The organism is Mesorhizobium sp. BR1-1-13, assembly GCF_020165515.1.
GTDB lineage: Bacteria > Pseudomonadota > Alphaproteobacteria > Rhizobiales > Rhizobiaceae > Mesorhizobium.
Window position 1 is genome coordinate 67,920 of sequence record NZ_JAIUIH010000007.1, and the last position, 19,224, is coordinate 87,143.

The 19,224-nt window shown below is 61.3% G+C and carries 17 protein-coding genes; 7 read left to right on the plus strand and 10 right to left on the minus strand.

Features of this window, described 5'->3' with window-relative positions:
- The first annotated feature begins 63 nt into the window (after positions 1-63).
- On the plus strand, positions 64-1,803 hold the full coding sequence (gene ggt, locus LB533_RS17540) for a gamma-glutamyltransferase (protein WP_140639887.1): 1,740 nt from the start codon (positions 64-66) through the stop codon (positions 1,801-1,803).
- A 115-nt stretch (positions 1,804-1,918) separates the two neighbouring features.
- Here ggt and LB533_RS17545 read toward each other — a convergent pair whose 3' ends face one another.
- From LB533_RS17545 to LB533_RS17580, 8 genes are all read right to left on the minus strand, one after another.
- The gene (locus tag LB533_RS17545; RefSeq protein WP_140639886.1) at positions 1,919-2,263 is read right to left on the minus strand and encodes a hypothetical protein; all 345 of its coding nucleotides are present in this window, start codon (positions 2,261-2,263) and stop codon (positions 1,919-1,921) included.
- 70 nt (positions 2,264-2,333) lie between these two features.
- Positions 2,334-2,627, minus strand: a complete 294-nt coding sequence (locus LB533_RS17550; RefSeq protein ID WP_140639885.1) for a hypothetical protein — start codon at positions 2,625-2,627, stop codon at positions 2,334-2,336.
- A gap of 787 nt (positions 2,628-3,414) precedes the next feature.
- Positions 3,415-4,155: a ribonuclease activity regulator RraA gene (locus tag LB533_RS17555; RefSeq protein WP_140496549.1), complete on the minus strand. Its 741-nt coding sequence runs from the start codon at positions 4,153-4,155 to the stop codon at positions 3,415-3,417.
- Positions 4,156-4,179: 24 nt separating this feature from the next.
- Positions 4,180-5,343, minus strand: a complete 1,164-nt coding sequence (locus tag LB533_RS17560) for a mandelate racemase/muconate lactonizing enzyme family protein (protein ID WP_140639884.1) — start codon at positions 5,341-5,343, stop codon at positions 4,180-4,182.
- 21 nt (positions 5,344-5,364) lie between these two features.
- On the minus strand, positions 5,365-6,462 hold the full coding sequence (locus LB533_RS17565; protein ID WP_140639883.1) for an ABC transporter ATP-binding protein: 1,098 nt from the start codon (positions 6,460-6,462) through the stop codon (positions 5,365-5,367).
- Between the two features lie 124 nt (positions 6,463-6,586).
- On the minus strand, positions 6,587-7,477 hold the full coding sequence (locus tag LB533_RS17570) for a carbohydrate ABC transporter permease (RefSeq protein WP_140639882.1): 891 nt from the start codon (positions 7,475-7,477) through the stop codon (positions 6,587-6,589).
- On the minus strand, positions 7,474-8,433 hold the full coding sequence (locus LB533_RS17575; protein WP_140639881.1) for a carbohydrate ABC transporter permease: 960 nt from the start codon (positions 8,431-8,433) through the stop codon (positions 7,474-7,476). Before LB533_RS17575 ends, LB533_RS17570 begins: the two co-directional genes overlap by 4 nt.
- 77 nt (positions 8,434-8,510) lie before the next feature.
- Positions 8,511-9,989: an ABC transporter substrate-binding protein gene (locus LB533_RS17580; RefSeq protein WP_140639880.1), complete on the minus strand. Its 1,479-nt coding sequence runs from the start codon at positions 9,987-9,989 to the stop codon at positions 8,511-8,513.
- Between the two features lie 216 nt (positions 9,990-10,205).
- Here LB533_RS17580 and LB533_RS17585 point away from each other — a divergent pair, with 216 nt between their 5' ends.
- The 6 genes from LB533_RS17585 (at position 10,206) to LB533_RS17610 (ending at position 16,549) form a co-directional block, all read left to right on the plus strand.
- Entirely contained in the window at positions 10,206-10,916 is a 711-nt protein-coding gene (locus LB533_RS17585; protein WP_140496537.1) for a GntR family transcriptional regulator, read from the plus strand.
- A 52-nt stretch (positions 10,917-10,968) separates the two neighbouring features.
- Positions 10,969-12,135 carry a mandelate racemase/muconate lactonizing enzyme family protein gene (locus LB533_RS17590; RefSeq protein ID WP_140639879.1) on the plus strand — a complete coding sequence of 389 codons (1,167 nt, stop codon included), beginning with the start codon at positions 10,969-10,971 and terminating at the stop codon, positions 12,133-12,135.
- 59 nt (positions 12,136-12,194) lie between these two features.
- On the plus strand, positions 12,195-13,553 hold the full coding sequence (locus tag LB533_RS17595; RefSeq protein ID WP_224677823.1) for a mandelate racemase/muconate lactonizing enzyme family protein: 1,359 nt from the start codon (positions 12,195-12,197) through the stop codon (positions 13,551-13,553).
- Between the two features lie 100 nt (positions 13,554-13,653).
- Positions 13,654-13,980 carry an NIPSNAP family protein gene (locus tag LB533_RS17600; RefSeq protein ID WP_140639877.1) on the plus strand — a complete coding sequence of 109 codons (327 nt, stop codon included), beginning with the start codon at positions 13,654-13,656 and terminating at the stop codon, positions 13,978-13,980.
- A 9-nt stretch (positions 13,981-13,989) separates the two neighbouring features.
- Positions 13,990-15,189: a mandelate racemase/muconate lactonizing enzyme family protein gene (locus LB533_RS17605; RefSeq protein WP_140639876.1), complete on the plus strand. Its 1,200-nt coding sequence runs from the start codon at positions 13,990-13,992 to the stop codon at positions 15,187-15,189.
- Between the two features lie 136 nt (positions 15,190-15,325).
- Positions 15,326-16,549 carry a T6SS phospholipase effector Tle1-like catalytic domain-containing protein gene (locus LB533_RS17610; RefSeq protein WP_224556954.1) on the plus strand — a complete coding sequence of 408 codons (1,224 nt, stop codon included), beginning with the start codon at positions 15,326-15,328 and terminating at the stop codon, positions 16,547-16,549.
- Between the two features lie 116 nt (positions 16,550-16,665).
- Here LB533_RS17610 and LB533_RS17615 read toward each other — a convergent pair whose 3' ends face one another.
- Together LB533_RS17615 and LB533_RS17620 are read right to left on the minus strand one after the other, a co-directional pair.
- Positions 16,666-17,613 (minus strand): ABC transporter permease, encoded by a 948-nt coding sequence (locus LB533_RS17615; protein WP_181169380.1) that lies wholly within the window; start codon positions 17,611-17,613, stop codon positions 16,666-16,668.
- On the minus strand, positions 17,610-19,193 hold the full coding sequence (locus LB533_RS17620; RefSeq protein WP_140639874.1) for a sugar ABC transporter ATP-binding protein: 1,584 nt from the start codon (positions 19,191-19,193) through the stop codon (positions 17,610-17,612). The genes LB533_RS17615 and LB533_RS17620 overlap by 4 nt, the downstream gene beginning before the upstream one ends.
- Between the last annotated feature and the right edge of the window lie 31 nt (positions 19,194-19,224).

Genomic DNA, 19,224 nt, shown 5'->3' on the forward strand with positions numbered 1-19,224 from the left:
ATTGTTAGTGGACTCGATCACCCCAACACGGTTTCCTAGGCGTCCCCCGCCAGGAGCCTCGCCATGCATATTACTCGCCGCACGCTGATCGCCGTCAGCCTCTCCTTCACGATCGCTTTCGCGCCATGGGCGGCCGCCATCGCCGCCTCGCCAGCGCCTGCCAAGGGCGAGAACGGCATGGTTGTCACCGCGCAGCATCTGGCGTCGGAGGTGGGCGTCGAAGTCCTGAAGAAGGGCGGCAACGCCGTCGATGCGGCGGTCGCTGTCGGCTATGCGCTCGCCGTCGTCTATCCCAATGCCGGCAATATCGGCGGCGGCGGCTTCATGACCGTCCGCTTCAAGGACGGCAAGTCGACCTTCCTCGATTTCCGCGAACGTGCGCCGCTGGCCGCGACCAAGACCATGTATCTCGACAAGGACGGCAATCCGGTGAAAGGCGCCAGCCTCGACGGCTACCTCGCCGTCGGCGTGCCGGGCTCCGTCGCCGGTTTCGAGATGGCGCGCGAAAAATACGGCACCTTGTCCCGGCAGGACCTCATGGCGCCGGCCATTCGCTATGCCAAGGACGGGTTCATCCTCAATCAGGGTGACGCCGCCTCGTTTGCCGGAGGTGCCGACAGGCTGGCGAAGGACCCCGCTGCGGCGGCCATATTCCTGAAGCCGGATGGCAAGCCCTACGGCATCGGCGAGCGGCTGGTCCAGCCCGACCTCGCCGCGTCGCTCTCGGCGATATCCGAAAAAGGCCCCGACGCCTTCTACAAGGGCGCCATCGCCGACGCCATCGTCAAGGCTAGCGGCGCCAAGGGCGGTATCCTGGCCAAGGACGATTTCGAACAATATGCGGTGCGCGAGCTCAAGCCGGTGACCTGTTCCTATCGCGGCTACGAGATCATTTCCTCGCCGCCGCCGAGCTCCGGCGGCGTCATCATCTGCGAAATCCTCAACGTGCTGGAAGGCTACCCGCTGTCCTATCTCGGCGCCGGTTCGGCAGAGACCGTGCATGTCATGGTCGAAGCCATGCGCCACGCCTATGTCGATCGCAACTCGGCGCTCGGAGATCCCGATTTCGTCGACAATCCGGTCTCGAAACTGCTGGACAAGGCCTACGCCAAGGACATCCGCGACAAGATCGATCCGTTCCGGGCCGGCGTCTCTCAGGACCTGATGCCGAAGGGGTTCGGCGAGAGCAAGGAGACGACGCATTATTCGATCATCGACAAGGATGGCAACGCGGTCGCTGTGACCTACACGCTGAACGGCTCGTTCGGCGCCGGCGTCGTCGCCGACGGCACCGGCATCCTGCTCAACAACGAGATGGACGATTTCACCCAGAAACCGGGCGTGCCCAACCTCTATGGCCTGGTCCAGGGCGAAGCCAACGCCATTCAGCCGAAGAAGACGCCGCTGTCGTCGATGAGCCCGACCGTGGTGGCCAAGGACGGCAAGCCGTTCATGGTCATCGGCAGCCCCGGCGGTTCGCGCATCATCACCATTACGCTGGAAGCCATCGTCAACGTCATCGACCACGGCATGAACATCCAGGAGGCGATCGACGCACCGCGCATCCATCATCAATGGCTGCCCGACACGGTCTATATCGAGCCGTTCGGACTGTCGCCGGACACCGAAAGGCTGCTGGCCGGCATGGGTTATCATCTCGATCTCAGCGACAAGCCCTGGGGCCAGGCGGCGGGCATCCTGGTCGGCGGCAGGAGCCTGGCGGAAATCGGGAAGGGTGGCGGCGCGCGCTACAATGGCGCCATCGACAGCCGCGCCGCTTCCGGCGAGGCGCTCGGCTACTGATCGGACTGGCGCACTCCGCAAGCGCGTGAACCCGCGTCCGCAATCGCGTCGAAAACGAAAAGACAGGGCGGCCTGAGTTTCCGTGAAACGACCGCTCTAATTGACGATCAAGCCGTCACGAAATCAGCGTGACGGTGGATGCAATCAGCATCAGGGCGGCGATGCCGACGAACAGCGCGTAGATGCGCGGCCGGTCGAGCAGCAGCGCATTGCCGGATATCCAGGCCGATGTGGCGCCGCCGAGCGCGAAGAGGAAACCGTTGCGATGACCGAAGGTCATCGACGCGGCCATCAGCCCGCCAATGATCAGGGCGCCGAACACGATGATCACGGCGACAGCGTATCTCTCGAAGTCGTTGCCGCCGCCCATGGCTGGCCCGATCGCATTCAAATTCGGCAGGTCGTCCGGATCGAAGGGGCTGGTCGACCCGTATTCGTCTTGACCGATGGATTCTCGCATCACTCGTTCTCCGCTGACCGGCAACAAACCATCAACACATGCCGAGCGCAACCCGATCGCGTGTTTCTCCCTACGTGTTGACCGCGATATCAAACCCTTCCGGCAGGGCGCGCCAACCGTTTGGCGGGTTCGGATCACCGCCGCAACTCCAGCGATGTCTGCCCGAATGGCAACGGTTCGCCAACCTGTTTTTAATATGGGCGTTTCTTCTGGAGAAAACATGATGGCGGAGTTGATTCGGCTTCGGCAGAAGCATTTTTACGCGGCCGGAGCCGCGGCGCCAGGCGCGGCCGCGTAAATTTTCGGCTCCGGGCGTCCGCTTGATGTTGAGCCAGATGTGTTCCGCACTTGGGGCGGGCGTCATGCTGGCGCTCGCGGGCTCATGATGAACCGAGCTCGACGAAAGCGGTCCGGGCTGATCGCATGGACAAAGCCCGGCCTGGGATCGAATTTCGGGGACGGCCTGCGATACCCTAAGTTGGTATCAGGGCGGCGATACGATGGATGCTGATCTTCTTGCGTGCCTTGGACGCCTCGTTGGTCAGCCCCATGTCGAACCTCTGTACTGGACAGCCTCAATCCAGAGTGCGAGCGCGGTGGCCGGCGACCGTCCCTTTACTTTCAAATCGCGGCCTCGATAGCCGCCGGCCGCGATCCATACCGTTTTTGAACGCTGATAGATTGTTACGCCTCGTGCATTCGCCCAAGCGCATGATTCCGCGAACTTTGGAGCCATTGCCGAGCTCGCTCCCGAGGATGCTGTCTCTATGTGACAAAGCTGCGTGGCCATATCAGGTCCCCTAATTTTGACGGTCCCGGCCGACGATCCCGGCCCTCGCCCAAAATCACCGAATGAATGATAGGACCGCTTCCGTTACGGTAATGTGTCGCCACCAGCCCGGCCAGGTATCTCCCGATGCAAAAGCCGCCAGCTTTCGGCAGGGACAGGTCTGGAGTGGCTAGGGACTAAATCCAGCTTAGGTCAACGAGCGGGCCGAGAGCCGGGATCGGCCGCCACTCAAACCTGATCAGGAGATCGGGCTGGCGGATGATGGTGCGCAAGGCGCACCTGTTCGACGCACAACGCGGCGCCAGGATAAATTAGGGGGAATGGCTGACGCGCGCTGGCGACTGTCAGCTCATCCTGTCTATCAAGGTTTGGCGTTGGCTTTCCGCCAAGCCTCGTACTCGTCGTTCGCGCTTGGGTGCAGTGGATAGTAGCGTTGCAACGGCGCGCCCCCCATGAGCTTCATTCGTGAGAATTCCTCCCAATCGTGATGTTTCTGGGATTCTTCGATGACCTTCGGGGCCATCGCGACGGGAAGCACCACCACCCCGTCGTCATCGGCGACGATGATGTCGCCGGGGATCACCGTGACACCGCCGCAGGCAATCGGAACGTTGACCGCATTGGGATAGATGCTGGTCTGCACATGATAATTTGGCGTCCAGCCGCGCAGCCAGAGAGGCAGGTCGAGCTTTTCGACATTGGGCCGGTCGCGCATGCACCCGTCGATGACGATGCCCGCGCCGCCTCTGCCCTTGAAATAGGTCGACATCATATCGCCGAAGACACCGGAGCTCATGTCGCCGCGCGCGTCGACGACGACCACGTCGCCCTCCTGCGCATGGTAGAGCACATGCCTGTGAAGCTGCGTCTCCGGATCGGCATATTCTCCCTCGGTGAAGAGGTCCGGTCGCTGCGGCATGAACTGCAATGTCAGGGCCGGCCCGACGATCGACTTCCCATGGTTCTGCGGCACCGGGCCGACCATGTGCGGATTGCGAAAACCCATATGGCCAAGTGTGCCCGCGACCGTAGCGGCGCCGATCTCCCTTAGCGCGTCGATCAGGTCCTTGGGCGGCCGCGTGATATCGGGAGTATGCGTCAACTTCGGACTCCGGTTGAAATTGAATTACCAGTTGGTGACAGAACCGTCGCGGCGCTGGAGATGTGGCGCTTCCCAGAAACGGAAACTCTGCGCCTGGACCGCCGCTTCATTGACCTCGACGCCGAGCCCCGGCAGGTCGCTGACCGGATAATCGGTCCCGTCGAGTCTTGGCTGTACGGGGAAAAAGTCGGAATTGTCGAAACCCAGCTTCCTTTCGGGGATCCTGGTCTCTAGCCACGCGAAGTTGGGCACCGCGGCGGCGAGATGCACGGTTGCGGCCGTGCACACCGGGCCAAGGGGATTGTGCGGCATCAGGTCCACATAGTGCGCCTCGCTCCAGCCAGCGACTTTCATCGCCTCGGTGAGCCCGCCGACATTGCAGACATCGAGCCGGTTGAACTGGTGGATGCCGCGCTCGATGTAAGGCAGGAACTGCCACTTGCTGGCAAATTCCTCGCCGATGGCAAAGGGGATGTCGGTCATCGTACGAAGGGACTCGTACGCCTCTGGTGTCTCGGCCCGTATCGGCTCCTCGAGGAAATCAAGCACGCCGCGGCCGAGCTTGTTGCAGAAGCTCGCCGCCTCGGCCACCGACAACCGGTGATGATAATCGACGCCGAGCACCACCTCATCGCCCAGCGCCTCGCGCGCTTTGTTCAGCATGCTCGCCGTAGGGCCGATCGATTCACGCGGCTCGAAGACGTCCTTGCTGCTTTGTCCGGTGGGGAAGAAGCGGATCGCCTGCCAGCCCTGCGCGCGCAGTTCGCGGGCGCGTTCGATCGCAACATCGCCCTCGGCCTCGTCTCCGGTCGAGGCGAAGGTGGGCACGCGGTCGCGCTGCTTGCCGCCAAGCAGCTCGTAGACCGGCACCCCCAGCGCCTTGCCTTTGATGTCATGAAGGGCGATGTCGATGGCGGAAATCGCCGCCTGCAGGACCCGACCCCCTTCGAAGTACTGGCTGCGATAAACCTCCTGCCAGATACGCCCGATCTGCATCGGGTCGCGGCCGATGAGAAACTCGCGATAGTGCTCGACCGCGCCCGCCACGGCTTTCTCGCGACCGCTCAAGCCGCTCTCGCCCCAGCCGAAGATACCCTGGTCGGTCTCGACCTTGACGAGCATCTGGTTGCGCGTTCCCACCCACACCGGGTAGGGCTTGATCGCGGTGATCTTCAGGTTCTTAGTCATCCACGCCTGCGTTCCACTGTCTCAGTCGGCCTTGAGGGCCATTTCAGTTTCGCCGTCGAACAGATGCATCCGCTCCTGGTCGAACTCGAGCCAGATCCGCTCATCAGGTTTGACGGCGACGTTGGGCGACACGCTGATGTTGACGATGGCGCCCGACAGGAATGCTTGCACGAAGGTGACGTCTCCGGTCGGCTCCACCGTATAGGCCTTGGCCGGAATGGCGCCGGGGACCGCGCTTTTGTGCAGCCTGATCGTCGAGTGCCGCGCGCCGAGCACGACCTTCTTGGTGGTCGCTCCCTGAACCTTGCGCGCGTTGAGTTGCGACAGCTCAAGCGTCCAGCCTTCCGCGCTGGTCAATGCGGTGCTGCCGTTTGCCGTCGAAGCCTCCAGCGGAATGAGGCTCATCGCCGGGCTGCCGATGAAGCTGGCGACGAACATGTTGACCGGATGGGCAAAGACCTGCGCCGGTGAATCGTATTGCTGCAGATAGCCGCCATTCATCACCGCCATCTTGTCGGCCATGGTCACGGCTTCGAGCTGGTCGTGCGTCACATAGATGATCGTTGCCTTGAGGTCCTGGTGGAAGCGCTTGATCTCGGATCGCATCTGCACGCGCAGTTTGGCGTCGAGGTTGGAGAGCGGCTCGTCCATAAGGAACACAGCGGGGTCGCGGACGAGGGCACGGCCAAGGGCGACGCGCTGCTGCTGCCCGCCCGAAAGTTCCCGCGGCTTGCGCTCGAGCAGGTGCGTCATGTCGAGAACGCGCGCCGCTTCCCTGACCTTCTTGTCGATCTCGTCCCTGGAGAGTTTGCGCATCTGCAGCGGGAACGCCAGGTTCTTATAGACCGATTTCTGCGGATAGAGCGCGTAGTTCTGGAACACCATTGCGATGTCCCGGTCCTTGGGGTCGAGATCGTTGACCACCCGGTCTCCGATGACGATGTCGCCCGATGTGATCGAGGTCAGCCCCGCGACGAGATTGAGCGTGGTTGTCTTGCCGCAGCCTGAAGGGCCGACCAGCGCCACGAACTCGCCGTCATCGACCGTCAGCGAAACATCGTTGACAGCTTTGAAGCCGCCATAGGTCTTGACGAGATCTTTGAGGACCACGTGGGCCATAGGCAACTCCCTAGAGCATGATGCCGAAACGTATGAAGCGGTTTTCGGGCGGCATCGTGCTCTATCTCCTTGATTTAGAGCCGGATTCAGATTTCAGGCCGGTTCGACCTGAAATCATCCGGCTCTAGTGCTTGACCGCGCCTTCTGTAAGCGCGCGTACGAAGTATCGTTGCAGGACGAGGAACAGCACCACGACGGGCACGCTCATCATGAAGCTGGCCGCCATCAGGCCCGGAAAGTCCGTCGTGTTTTCCGAGAAGAAGCGTTGGATGCCGACCGGCAGCGTCAATTGCTCGTTCTTGGAAAGGAAGGTGTAGGCGTAGATGTATTCGTTCCAGGCGCCGATGAAGGAATAGATCGCTGTAGCGATGATCCCGGGCGTCGAGAGCGGCATCACGATCAGGATGAAGGCCTGGAACCGCGTTGCGCCATCGATGCGCGCCGCCTGCTCGAGCTGCACCGGGATGTTGTCGTAGAAGCCCTTGAGCAGCCAGATCGCCAGCGGCAGCCCGAAGGTGAGATAGGTGAGAATGAGCGAGCCGTGGGTGTTCACCAGGCCGATAGCGCGCATCAGGATGAAGAGCGGCACGAGAAAGATCACCGCCGGGAACATGTTGCGCAGCAAAACGGCGAAGAACAGGAAGTTCCGTCCGGGGAAACTGAAGCGCGAAAAAGCGTAGGCCGCGGGGACAGCCACGATCACGGAAAGGATTGTCGTGAAGGTCGACACGAACAGGCTGTTCCAGAAGAAGCGGAGGAAGTCCTGGCCGACGCTGTTCTGCGGATCGAGCAATTTCTGATAGCTGGCGAGGGTCGGCTCGTCCGGCCACCATTGCGGGGGGAATTGCGTCGCCGCGAACCCGGATTTGATCGAGGTGATCAGCATCCAGATCATCGGCAACGCCGTATAAAGCAGCATGAAAACGAGAAAGATGCGCCCGGCCCAACGCCACCCGCCGACGCGCATACGGCGACGGGCTTGGCCTCGGGAGGCCGTCTCGGCAATCGCGCTCATGCGCCGCTCTCCTTCCGCTCGTTGCCGCTCAGCGCACGGACGTAGAAGTAGCCCAGCGTCATCAGGATGATGAACAGGAGCACCGAATAGGCCGATGCCACACCCCAGCGCTGCCGGCCGAAGGCGAGCTCGTAAATGTGGGTGATCCAGATATGCGATGCGTTCGACGGCCCGCCGCCGGTCATGATCCAGGGGATGATGAAGGAATTGAAGTTGGCCACTGCCAGCAGCAGGATCGTCACCACCGAGACGTTGCGCAGATGCGGGAACGTGACGTGCCAGAAGCGCTGCCAGGCATTGGCTCCGTCAACTTTCGCGGCGAGCAGCAACTGCTCGGGGACTGTCTGCAGGCCCGCCATCATCATGATCATGGCGAACGGAAACTCGCGCCAGATGTTGACGACGATCAGGGAGGGGAGAACCGTGCTGACATTGTCTATGAAATTCGGCGGTCGGTCGGCCAATCCGAGGCCGACCAGCACTGCGCCGATGATGCCGAAATCCGAATGGTAGATCCACTTCCAGATATAGGAGGCGGCGACCGCGCTGATGACCCAGGGAATGATCAGGATAGCGCGCAGCACACCGCGGCCGATAAAGTCGCGGTGGAGCGCCAGCGCTGTGGCAAACCCCAGGACAAAGGAGATGAAGGTGGATCCGAATGTCCAGACCAGCGTGTTCCAGGTGACTTTCCAGAACACCTCGCTGGTGAGGATGGCCGTGTAGTTGTCGAAGCCGATGAAGGTCTTGTCACGGAGCTGCAGGCCGGGCGGCGTCTTATAGAACGACAGCTCGATCGTGTAGTAGATCGGATAGGCGATGACGATGAGCATCACGGCGATCGCGGGCAGCACGTACGCGTAGTCGGCGCGATGCTCCCAGATATTCCGCAGCGCGCCGGACCTGCCGGGTTGCAATTTTCGGCGCGCCTCGGCCTTGCCGGTCACGATCGTCACGATGGTATGCCCTTGTTCTTCGGAACGAACCGGCTGCACTGTCGGCGCAGCCGGTCAGGTCGTAGGTCAGGCGCGGACTAGAGCCCGCCCATCAGGTCCTTCACCTTCTGGGCCGCGTCGTCCGCCGCCTGGTCGACGGTCATCGCTCCGGTCAGGGCATTCTGCAGCATGTCCGGGACGATGATGTTCATGATCTCCGGGGCCTGCGGCAGCGCCGGGAACGGGATGCCGTATGGCAGCATCGAGGTCGTGACATCGAGGAATTTGATGTTGTCCAGACGTTCCTTCATCCATTTGGTCTTGAAGCCGTTCAGGTTGCCGGGATTCGATCCGGCATAGGCCATCTTCAGCGACCATTCAGGGCTCGTCCACATGCAGATGATAGCCTTCGCGGCCGGCTCGTCTACCTTGCCGCCTTCGACATATTCGGGCTTCAGGATGTGGATGTTCGAGCCGCCGAACACGACCGCGCGCTTGCCGTCGGGCCCAGCCGGTATCAGGCCGTAGCGCATATTGTCGATGACGGTCTGCGCCTTGTCCTTGTCGGTGCCCGTCGCCTTCTTCTGCAGGTCGAGCATGACGTTGTAGTCGGACGGGTGCGAGATCATCATGCCCAGTTGGCCGGCGACGAACAGGGGCTGGTTGTCGGCCTGCTGGTTGGTGAGTGCCGAAACCGGAACCGACTTGTCACGAACATACATGTCGTAGGAAGCCTGCAGCGCCGCCTTGCTCTGCGGGCTATCGAGCTCGACCTGCTCATAGGTCGGGTTTGCCGCCGCTTCGTCGAAGACGCCGCCACCATAGGCCCATAGCTGAGGCATGAAGCGATAGGGCGTATTGCCGGCATTCTTGCGAGCCACGAGGCCGTAGCCGGCAATGCCGAGCTTGTCGTGGATCTGCTTGGAATATTTGACGACGTCGTCCCAGGTTGCCGGTGGCTTTTCCGGATCGAGGCCGGCGCGTTTGAAGATGTCGGCGTTCCAGATGAACGCCATCGTTTCGTTGTTGGTTGGAATGCCGTAGGTCACCCCGTCCCAGGTCACGGCCTTCATGGCGCCGGGCCAGAAGTCCTCGGTCGAATAGCCGACATCCTCGGGCTTGAGCGGCTGCAGATAGCCTTTTGAAGCGAATTCGGTCCCACCCAGGATTTGCAGGCGGACCGCCATCGGCGCGGCATTGCCCAAGAGCGCGGTGCGGAACTTGTCGAGAAGGTCGTTATAGGTGAGGGCTTGTTCCTCGAGCTGGATGTTTGGATAGGTCTTCCGGAAGGTTTCGAAGAATTCCTTGTAGTACTGGCGCAGGAGGTCAGGGTCGCCCTCGAACACACCCTGATACCAGAAGGTCAGTCGCCCCTTGTAGTCCAGCGGGGTGACCTTGGCACAATCGGCCGCCGTGTCGAAATCCTGTGTTCCCGCAATGGCGCGGACATATTCCGGCGACCACTTGCTGAGGTCGACCGGCGGCGCGCCCAGCGCCGCTGTGGACATCAGCGATGCCGCCAAGGCGCTGACGACAGTGCCGCGCAGGACCGCACTGCCGAGTATAATCCTCGTCATAGGTATCCTCCCTGGTTCTCCCATGCCGCTTTGCGGCGAGGCAAAAGCGGTTTTTGCTCGTTCGATCGCAGGACGTCTTTGTACCTGTGTACCCGTTCGGGAGCCTTGTACGTTTTCAGATCATGAATTGCCTGTCAACGCGTTAGATCGTACATTGTTTATCCAAACTTTGCGTGTTAATCGGAAAGAGTGTGTATTAATCCAGGGGAGCCGGCCTTGGCCGAACCAAACGATTTCAAAGCCAAGCCACCGGTGGGGATTGACCCCATAGGGGCGTCTAGCGAGGGCGCCTCGCTTTATGAGCTGATCAGGGAAGACATTATCGAGGGACGGCTTGCCGCCAACGAACGGCTTGTGGTCACTGATCTCGCCCGGCGCCACGGCACCTCGACCAACCCCGTTCGCGAGGCCCTGCAGCTCTTGCGCGGCGAAGGCTTTGTTACCTTTCTCCCCAACCGCGGGGCGCGCGTCCGGCCTATCGATCAGGAGTTTGTCCGCGATATTTATGAGATCGGCGTTCTGATCGAGCCGGCCCTGACGCGATGGTTTGTGAATATGGCCACCGGCGAGGACATTGCCGAACTCCAACGTCTCCAGGACCTGATTGAAGAGAACAACTTCGCCGATACATTCAGGCACAGCGAGCTGGATACAGCCTTCCACACAGTGATGTACCAGCGGCATTACAACCGCCATGCCGCCGAGCTTTGGTGGAAGCATCGTGAAGTGCTGCGAGCCGTAAGCCGGCGTTTCAATTTCACGCTTGCCCGGCGTGCCGCGATCATTCGCGAGCACCGCGAGCTCATCGCGTTCGTAAAAGCCGGAGACGCCGACAAGGCGGCCGAACTCGTTGCTCGCCACGTCGAGGGCTCCGGCCGGCACATCCTCGAACATATGCGTGCGCGCAACGCCGCTCGGGCCGGATAGTATGCCCGATCCAGAACATCGTTAGCCCGACGATCAGACAGAGGTAGCTGATATGAAAATTACGAGCATTCGGCCGTGGCTGATCAAGTCCGACGCGTCCTATTGGGGAGAGTACCTGTTCGTCGAAGTGACGACCGACGAGGGGGTGAGCGGCTGGGGAGAGATCACAACCACCACCAGGCTCGCCAACCGCGCTCTCTGCACGATCCTGCGGCAGATCGGTGCTGCCGTGACCGGCGAGGACCCGGCCCGGATCGAGCATCTCTGGCACAAGATTTTCCGCAGCTTCACCTATATGGGCAGCCGCGGCGCCGCGGTCGAATGCGTGAGCGCCATCGACATAGCTCTCTGGGACATCCGGGGCAAAGTTTTGGGCAAGCCGATCTACGAGCTGCTGGGCGGGCCGGTGCGCGATGAAATCGCGCTCTACACCCATCCCAACCAGTCCAAATTTACCAGCAAGGAGGCGGTGGTCCGCGAAATTCGGGACATCGTCGAGTCCGGACACACTGCGCTCAAGTTTGATCCTTTCCCGCATCAGGGACGTGGCGCCGATGGCGTGTCGCGCGAACAGCGGGACGGCTACCTCGATGGCAGCATGACCCGCAAGGACGAGCGCGAAGCGGCCGAACTCACGGCTCTGATCCGCGAAACGGCGGGCCCTGATATCGATATCCTCATCGATGCGCATGGCCGTTTCGACGTTCCGACCGCCATTCGCCTCTGCCGAAGCCTCGAGGAAGCCGGCCAGATCGACTGGTTCGAGGAGCCTTGCCCGCCCGAGAGCCTCAATGCCCTCAAGCAGGTGCGTGAGAAGGTCAGCGCCGCCATCTCGTGGGGCGAGCGCGGCCACACCAAGTGGGACTTCGTGCCGGTGCTCGAAAACAAGCTCGCTGACTACATCATGCCTGACGTCACCTGGACCGGGGGCATTACCGAACTCAAGAAGATCTCTGCCCTGTGCGAGGCCTACTACGTCCCGGTCTCGCCGCATGACGCTGCGGGACCGATCAACGTGGTTGCAGGCGCGCAGGTGATGATGACCGTTCCTAACTTCTACAAACTCGAGACGTCGGAGTGGAACCTGGGCAAATACGACCATCTCATCGACACACCACTCGACGTTTCGAACGGCAGCCTCAAACTGACGTCGAAGCCTGGGCTCGGTGTCGAGATGAACCGCGATTACCTGCAAGCCCATGAGATCGAGCTGAGTTAGCAACGCTCGATGCCGGCCCGCGTCGGGGGCGACAAACCCAACCAGAACGAGGACGAGTGATGCCAAAGACGGGCGGAGCCGGCGAGGCTCTCGATCGGGTCAACACGAACTCCAAACCATCCGACCTTCGCATCACCGACATGCGGGTGGCCGAGATCGTCGGCGCACCGTTCACCACGGCGCTGCTCAAGATCTACACCAACCAGGGCATCGTCGGGCTTGGCGAGGTGCGTGACGGCGCCAGCGCCACCTACGCGCTGATGCTGAAAAGCCGGCTGCTTGGCGAGAACCCTTGCGATATCGATCGTCTGTTTCGCCGCATCAAGCAGTTCGGCGGTCACGGCCGGCAAGGCGGCGGCGTGTCGGCGGTCGAGATCGCGCTGTGGGATCTCGCCGGCAAGGCCTATGGCGTCCCCGTCTACCAGATGCTTGGCGGCAAGTTTCGCGATCGGGTGCGCGTCTACTGCGATACCGATGCCGAGAAACCGAGCGGCACCGAAACCGGAAAACGCCTCAACGAGCGCATGGACCGCGGCTTCACCTTCCTCAAGATGGACCTTGGCCTGATGCAGATCGCCCATGTCCCGGGCGCGGTGGCCGCTCCCGCCGGCGCGCTCCAAGGGTTTTACGCCAACCCGCGCGGCCGCGGCGGATCCCTCGGGGAGCGCAAGGCGCGCAATCTCGCCTACGATGCGCAGAACGTGCCGCACCCGTTCACGGGCCTGCATTTCACCGAAAAGGGGATCGACCTGCTCGAGCAGTATATCCACGAGGTCCGCGAGGTGATCGGATACGAGATCCCGCTCGCCATCGACCATGTCGGTCACATCTCGCTGCAGGACGGCATACGCCTGTCGCGCCGTATCGAGAAATACGCTCCTGCCTGGCTCGAGGACGTGATTCCCTGGCAATATACCGAGCAGTACCGTCAACTGCAGCAGGCCACCTCGGTGCCGATCTGCACCGGCGAGGACATCTACCTCAAGGAGGCCTTCGAACCCCTGCTCAAGAGCGGCGGTCTCTCCGTCATCCACCCGGACCTGCTCACCAGCGGGGGCATCCTGGAGACCAAGAAGATCGGCGACATGGCGCAGGATCACGGCGTCGCCATGGCCATCCACATGGCCGAAAGTCCAATCGCCGCGATGGCCGCGGCCCATGTCGCGACCGCGACCGAGAACTTCATGGCGCTCGAATACCACTCCGCCGATGTGGACTGGTGGGACGATATCGTCACCGGCCCGCCCAAGCCGCTCGTGAAGGGCGGGTTCATCACTGTTCCGGACAAGCCGGGTCTGGGGATCGACGACGTCGTCGACGAAGTGATCTCGCAGCATCTGCAGCCGGGTGTCGCCGGCATCTGGCAATCCACCGAGCATTGGGACAATGAATATAGCTGGGACCGGACCTGGAGTTAGCCCGGACCCCAGCCCTCATTCCAAGCTCACAGGGGCCAACGACCGACCATTCGTGTCGACCTCTCCGAGGGGAGAGGCGAAGAAAGAAACGGACGAAACCATGATCTACGAACTGCGTATCTATGACTGCCTGCCGGGCAGGCTGCCGGCTTTGCTCAAGCGCTTTTCCGACCAAACGCTGGCCATCTGGGAGAGGCATGGCATCCGCCAAGCCGGGTTTTTCACCACGGCGATCGGCGAAAACAGCAATCGCCTCACCTATTTCCTCGCCTGGGAATCGCTGGCCGAGCGAGAGGCGAAATGGGCGGCTTTCGTCACCGATCCGGCATGGCACAGGGCCCGGGACGAGTCTGAGCGTGACGGCCAGATCGTTGCCAATATCGGCAGCCAGCTGCTCACGCCGACAGCTTTCTCGTCTGTGAAATAGGACTGCGCCATGAAGATCACCGACCTGCGCTGCGCCGTCATCGGCAAGCACCCGATCGTCCGCATCGTGACCGACGAGGGCCTGCATGGCCTTGGCGAGGTCGAGTTCACCAAGACCTACCTCAAGCCCTTTGTGCTGCATTTCCGCGAGGCGCTGATCGGCGAGGATCCGACCGACGTCGAGCGGGTGATGCTGAAGATCCGCCAGCGAGGTTCGTTCAAGCCCTATGGCGCCGCCGTCTCCGCGATCGAGCATGCGCTGTGGGACATTGCCGGCAAGGCCGCTGGCGTGCCGGCCTACAAACTGCTCGGCGGCAAGGTCCGCGACAAGGTGCGCGTCTATAACGGCTCGATCCGCCGGAAACGCGCGGGCGACCGGCCGGAGGATTATGCAGCCGACGTCAAATGGATGATGGAGCAGCCGCAGAATTTCTTCATGGTCAAGCAAGGAATCTCGTTCCACTCGAACATGAAGGACAGCATCGAGGACTTCCATTATGGCGTGACGCAGAAGAAAGCCGGCTATCACGGTGCCATGGATCAGGGCGTGATCAGCGAGCGCGGTTTCAACCACATGCTCGACTGCGTGATCGCCATGAAGGAAGTGCTGGGCGACAAGGTCAGCCTGGCGCTCGACTGCGGCCCGGGCTGGATGCTGCCCGATGCGATCAAGTTCGCTCGCGCGGTGGAGAAGTACAATTTGATGTGGCTAGAGGACATGCTGACCGGCGACTACGTGCCGTGGGTCAATCCGCAGGCCTATCGGGAGCTGACCACCTCCACCTCGACGCCAATCCATACCGGCGAGCAGATTTACTTGCGGCACAATTTCAAGGAGCTGATCGAGACGCAGGCGGTGCGCGTCATCGGCCCCGATCCTGCCGACATCGGCGGCATTGCCGAGCTCAAATGGGTCGCCGAGCACGCCTACATGCACTCGATCCTGATGGCGCCGCATGGCACCGCGAACGGCCTGCTGGGCCTCGGCGCCCTGATCAACGTTTGCGCCACCTTGCCCGCCAACTACATCGCCTTCGAATATCCCAGCGCCTCCGACCCCTGGTGGGAGGATCTCGTGATCGGCCTGCCGTCGCAGATCGTGAAGGACAGCATGGTGGACCTGCTGGAAGCGCCGGGACTGGGCCTCGATATCGACGCCGAAGCAGCCAGGAAGTATCTCAGGGAAGAGGATACGGGCTTCTTTGATTGAAGGCCTCTTCTTTCGCCACCGCACACACGCCGACCGCGCCGCCTACATTCTCATCGGTATCCGTCGTCAGACGCCTGTTGATGTGATCGACAGCTTGGGTCAAAGTCGGTTGGTCTGAACTGGACCTTCAGAGGCCGTGGCGTTGAAGCAGACTGGCAAAAACATCGTTGTCTGCTGCGATGGAACGGGAAACCAGATCGAGCGCAATCTCTCGAATGTCTTGAAGTTGTTCCGCATTCTGAAGAAGAATGAGGAGCAGCGCGTCTATTATGACGCCGGCATAGGAACCATCGGTGCCAGCGATGCCTGGACGCGATGGCGCCAGAACGCGAAATCCGTGTTCGAGCTCGCAACTGGATATGGTCTCGACGCCGAAATCGCCGGCGCCTACGCCTTCATCTGCAGGCACTACGTCGAAGGGGACGCAATCTTCCTCTTTGGCTTCAGCCGGGGAGCCTACACAGCCCGCGCCGTTGCGGGCTTGATCCACATGATCGGCCTGCTGCATCCGGACCAACTCAATATCGTCGAGTATGCCGTAAGCTCTTACAAGCAAGCCAGCGATGAGCACGACCTTAACGTTGCCTGGCACTTTTCCAAGGTTTCAGGAGCCCGGGAAGCGCGCATCAGATTTCTTGGTGTCTGGGACACCGTGGCGTCGATCATCGTGCCGCGAAGCGACCGGCTTCTGCCACAGCTTCTGACACTGCCGCATACGAGGACCAACCCGAGCGTCGAAGTCTTTCGACATGCAATTGCGATCGATGAGCATCGCCGCATGTTCCGGCTGAACCGGTGGATCGAGCCGCAGCCATTCGTCGAAAACCCTTTCGACAAGATTGCGCCGGCAAAAGAGCAGGACATCAGGCAAGTCTGGTTCGCCGGATCTCATTCGGATGTCGGCGGTGGCTATCCTGAAGAGGAAAGCGCCATATCCAAATTTCCGCTCGCCTGGATGATTGATCAGGCCAAAGCATCTGGATTGCAGACCAATTCCCGCATGCTGGAGCGGCTTGTCTTCGGGGAAGGGAAGGGCGAGGGGACGATGACGTTCGTCAGCCCCGACCCGCTGGGGATCGTGCATGATTCAATGACCCTGGGCTGGAAGCCGCTCGAGTGGGTCCCAAAATCGGTCAAATGGCGTGAATGGAAGCGAAGATCGGTCCTCGGCTTCTACCTACCGCAAGCCGAGCCTCGCATGATCGAGCGACAGGAACGGCGGCCGCTGGTCCATCAGTCGGTTCTGGATCGGAAGGCGGCGATCCCGACATATAAGCCTGAGAATTTTCCGACGGCATTCAATGTTGAACCCTATGGTGACCTCATGAAGGACCACCTGGCCAACGAAGTCGGCGGTTAGCGCTGGCACCGAGCGGGCCGTGAAGCCGGGGGAGAAATTCAGGTGGGCGCGGCGCGATTTCATCAGTCAACGCGTGGAAAGCGCGCGTTTCGTCGGGTCATGGAACTCTGCTGCTTTCAACGCCGGTTCAACGAGACGGCAATGATGATGATAGCGCCCTTGATCACCTCCTGGATGCTGGTCGAAAGACCGAGCACGAGAAGACCAAATCCGAGAATCCCTATGAAGATTGCGCCGACGACAGAACCGACGATCGATCCAGAGCCGCCGAAGAGACTTGTCCCGCCTATGATCACGGCCGCGATGACGTCGAGTTCGAGACCCGCTCCCAGGCTGGGATTGCCGGCGGTGGAGCGGGCCGCGAGCATCATGCCTGCAAGGGATGCCATCATGCCGGACAGCACAAAGGCGAAGATCTTGACGCTGTCCGTCCGCACCCCGGAAAAGCGGGCGGCAACAGGATTTCCACCGGTCGCATAGACACGCCTGCCGAAGGGCATTTGATGCAGAAGATAATAGCCGACGGCGGTTAGGACGATTGTCCACCAGATTGGCGCCTGCACGCCCAGAAAACTGCCGTTCCAGAACAGGTTCGAGAAGTCATCATCGACGATAGACACTGGCCGGGTGCCGGTGATCGTCAGCGCCAGTCCGGAGAAGATCGACAGCATGCCAAGGGTCACAAGAAACGATGGAATGCGTATTTTCGTAACAAGGATGCCCGAGGTGGCCCCGATCGCTGCGCCGGCGGCCAGCACCAGAAGAGCTGCCATATAGGTGGGAACATCCTGGCCGAGCAGCAGCGCTCCGATCATCCCTGAAAAACTTGCAACCGATCCTACCGACAGGTCGATTTCGCCGCAGATGATGACGAATGTCATGCCGATCGCCATTGCCGAAACGATGGCTGTGATGCGCAGAACCGCGCTTGCGGTCGAGACAGACGCGAAGTGGGGAGCAAACAGGACGAAGTAGAGGGTTATCGCCAGGAAGATCACATAGGTGATGTGATCGCGGAGAAAATTTATCGCATTTGCGTGCGAGGGCATAGGGGACGGTTTCATGCTGCAACTCCCTGGGCGCGCGCACTGACTTGTCTGGCCGCCTCGGCCTGCAGCAACGCGCGAAGTTTTGTCTCGTCGTCCGCGCGATCGATGCTGCGCGTAATCCGCCCCTGCGCCATCACCAGAATGCGATCGGACAAATCCAGGAGTTCTTCGAGTTCCGAAGAAATGAGCAGTACGGCGACGCCTTCGCCGGCCGTGCGGCGCACAAGTTCGCGCATATCGCGCTTGGCATTGATGTCGACTCCGGAGGTTGGTTCGTCGAGGATCAACAGCTTCGGCTTCATGGCTAGCCATTTGGCGAAGACGATCTTCTGCTGATTGCCGCCCGAAAGCTCCTGGGCTTTCTGTAAGGGACCGCGGCACAGAATACTGAGATCGTCCCGGTATTGTCTGAACAGAGCCGTTATCCGGGCCTTCGCCATCGGCCCGAACGGACCCGCCAGCGAGAAATCGGAAAGGCGCGGAAGGGCGAGGTTCTCCTCGATCGAGCGACCACCCACAAGACCTTCGAGCCGACGGTCTTCGGGAACAAGCGCGATACCGGCAGCGATGGCCCTGCTGACACTGCCCGGCTGGACGGGATCGTTCCCGACGGCGATATCGCCGGTTACATCCGGAAGGACGCCGAACAAGGCCTTGCCCAGGGTCGAGCGGCCACTGCCGACAAGCCCGGCAAGGCCGACGATCTCGCCCGGGCCGATCGAGAACGACACGCCGGACAGTTTGCGCGAGGTGGCAAGGTCACGGACCTCAAGAGCCGGCGTCCCGGCGGGCGTTGCCGGTTTACGATTTGCTGGCGCGGCTGCGGCAGGGGAAGGTGTTTCGACCTTGGGCCGGGACATCAACGCCGCGATATCCTCGATGGACGTCTTCTCCGGATCGAGCGGACCGACCAGTCGTCCATCCTTGATGATCGAGATGCGATCCGAAAGCTGCAGCACATCGGCCATGCGATGGCTGATGTAGACGATACCGATTCCGTTCTGCTTGAGCTGACCGATTGTCCGAAAAAGCGTTTCCTCCTCATGGATGGTCAGGGACGAAGTCGGCTCGTCCATTACGAGCAGCTTGGCGCCTCGCGAGATCGCTTTGAGAATCTCGACCATCTGGCGCTGAGCGAACGCCAGGTCGCCCACACGTGCCGAAGCATCGAGCGAGAAGGCATATCGCTCGATCAGAGCCCGGGCCTCGCGCAGCATCTTTCGGGCATCGACACGTCGGCCGAAGGCGAGCGGCTCGCGAAGGATAAACAGGTTTTCGGCAACCGAACGGTTCGGCAAGACGCTCAGCTCCTGGAAGATCATTGCGATTCCGCGATCGATCCTCTCTCGAAGCGACAGGGCGGTGACATCCTCGCCGTCGAACAGAATCCGGCCTTCGTCCGTCCGATACGCGCCCATGAGGATCTTCATGAGCGTCGACTTGCCCGCACCGTTTTCGCCGAGCAGTGCATGCGTTTCGCCGGCCTTGACCTCGAACGAAATGTCCGACAGCACGCGGTTCGCGCCAAACGACTTGCCGATGCGTTGCATCGTTACGATAGGGCGCTGGGACGTTGAAGTTTTCGCTTCGGCCATGACGATTTCTCGATCGCTCGGGGAGCGCCGG

Coding starts and splice junctions, on each gene's coding strand:
- LB533_RS17595 (WP_224677823.1), top strand. CDS start 12,195: ATGCCAAAGACGGGCGGAGCCGGCGAGGCTCTCGATCGGGTCAACACG.
- LB533_RS17600 (WP_140639877.1), top strand. CDS start 13,654: ATGATCTACGAACTGCGTATCTATGACTGCCTGCCGGGCAGGCTGCCG.
- LB533_RS17550 (WP_140639885.1), bottom strand. CDS start 2,627: ATGACGCCCGCCCCAAGTGCGGAACACATCTGGCTCAACATCAAGCGG.
- LB533_RS17605 (WP_140639876.1), top strand. CDS start 13,990: ATGAAGATCACCGACCTGCGCTGCGCCGTCATCGGCAAGCACCCGATC.
- LB533_RS17580 (WP_140639880.1), bottom strand. CDS start 9,989: ATGACGAGGATTATACTCGGCAGTGCGGTCCTGCGCGGCACTGTCGTC.
- LB533_RS17620 (WP_140639874.1), bottom strand. CDS start 19,193: ATGGCCGAAGCGAAAACTTCAACGTCCCAGCGCCCTATCGTAACGATG.
- LB533_RS17565 (WP_140639883.1), bottom strand. CDS start 6,462: ATGGCCCACGTGGTCCTCAAAGATCTCGTCAAGACCTATGGCGGCTTC.
- LB533_RS17560 (WP_140639884.1), bottom strand. CDS start 5,343: ATGACTAAGAACCTGAAGATCACCGCGATCAAGCCCTACCCGGTGTGG.
- LB533_RS17590 (WP_140639879.1), top strand. CDS start 10,969: ATGAAAATTACGAGCATTCGGCCGTGGCTGATCAAGTCCGACGCGTCC.
- LB533_RS17570 (WP_140639882.1), bottom strand. CDS start 7,477: ATGAGCGCGATTGCCGAGACGGCCTCCCGAGGCCAAGCCCGTCGCCGT.
- ggt (WP_140639887.1), top strand. CDS start 64: ATGCATATTACTCGCCGCACGCTGATCGCCGTCAGCCTCTCCTTCACG.
- LB533_RS17615 (WP_181169380.1), bottom strand. CDS start 17,613: ATGAAACCGTCCCCTATGCCCTCGCACGCAAATGCGATAAATTTTCTC.
- LB533_RS17545 (WP_140639886.1), bottom strand. CDS start 2,263: ATGCGAGAATCCATCGGTCAAGACGAATACGGGTCGACCAGCCCCTTC.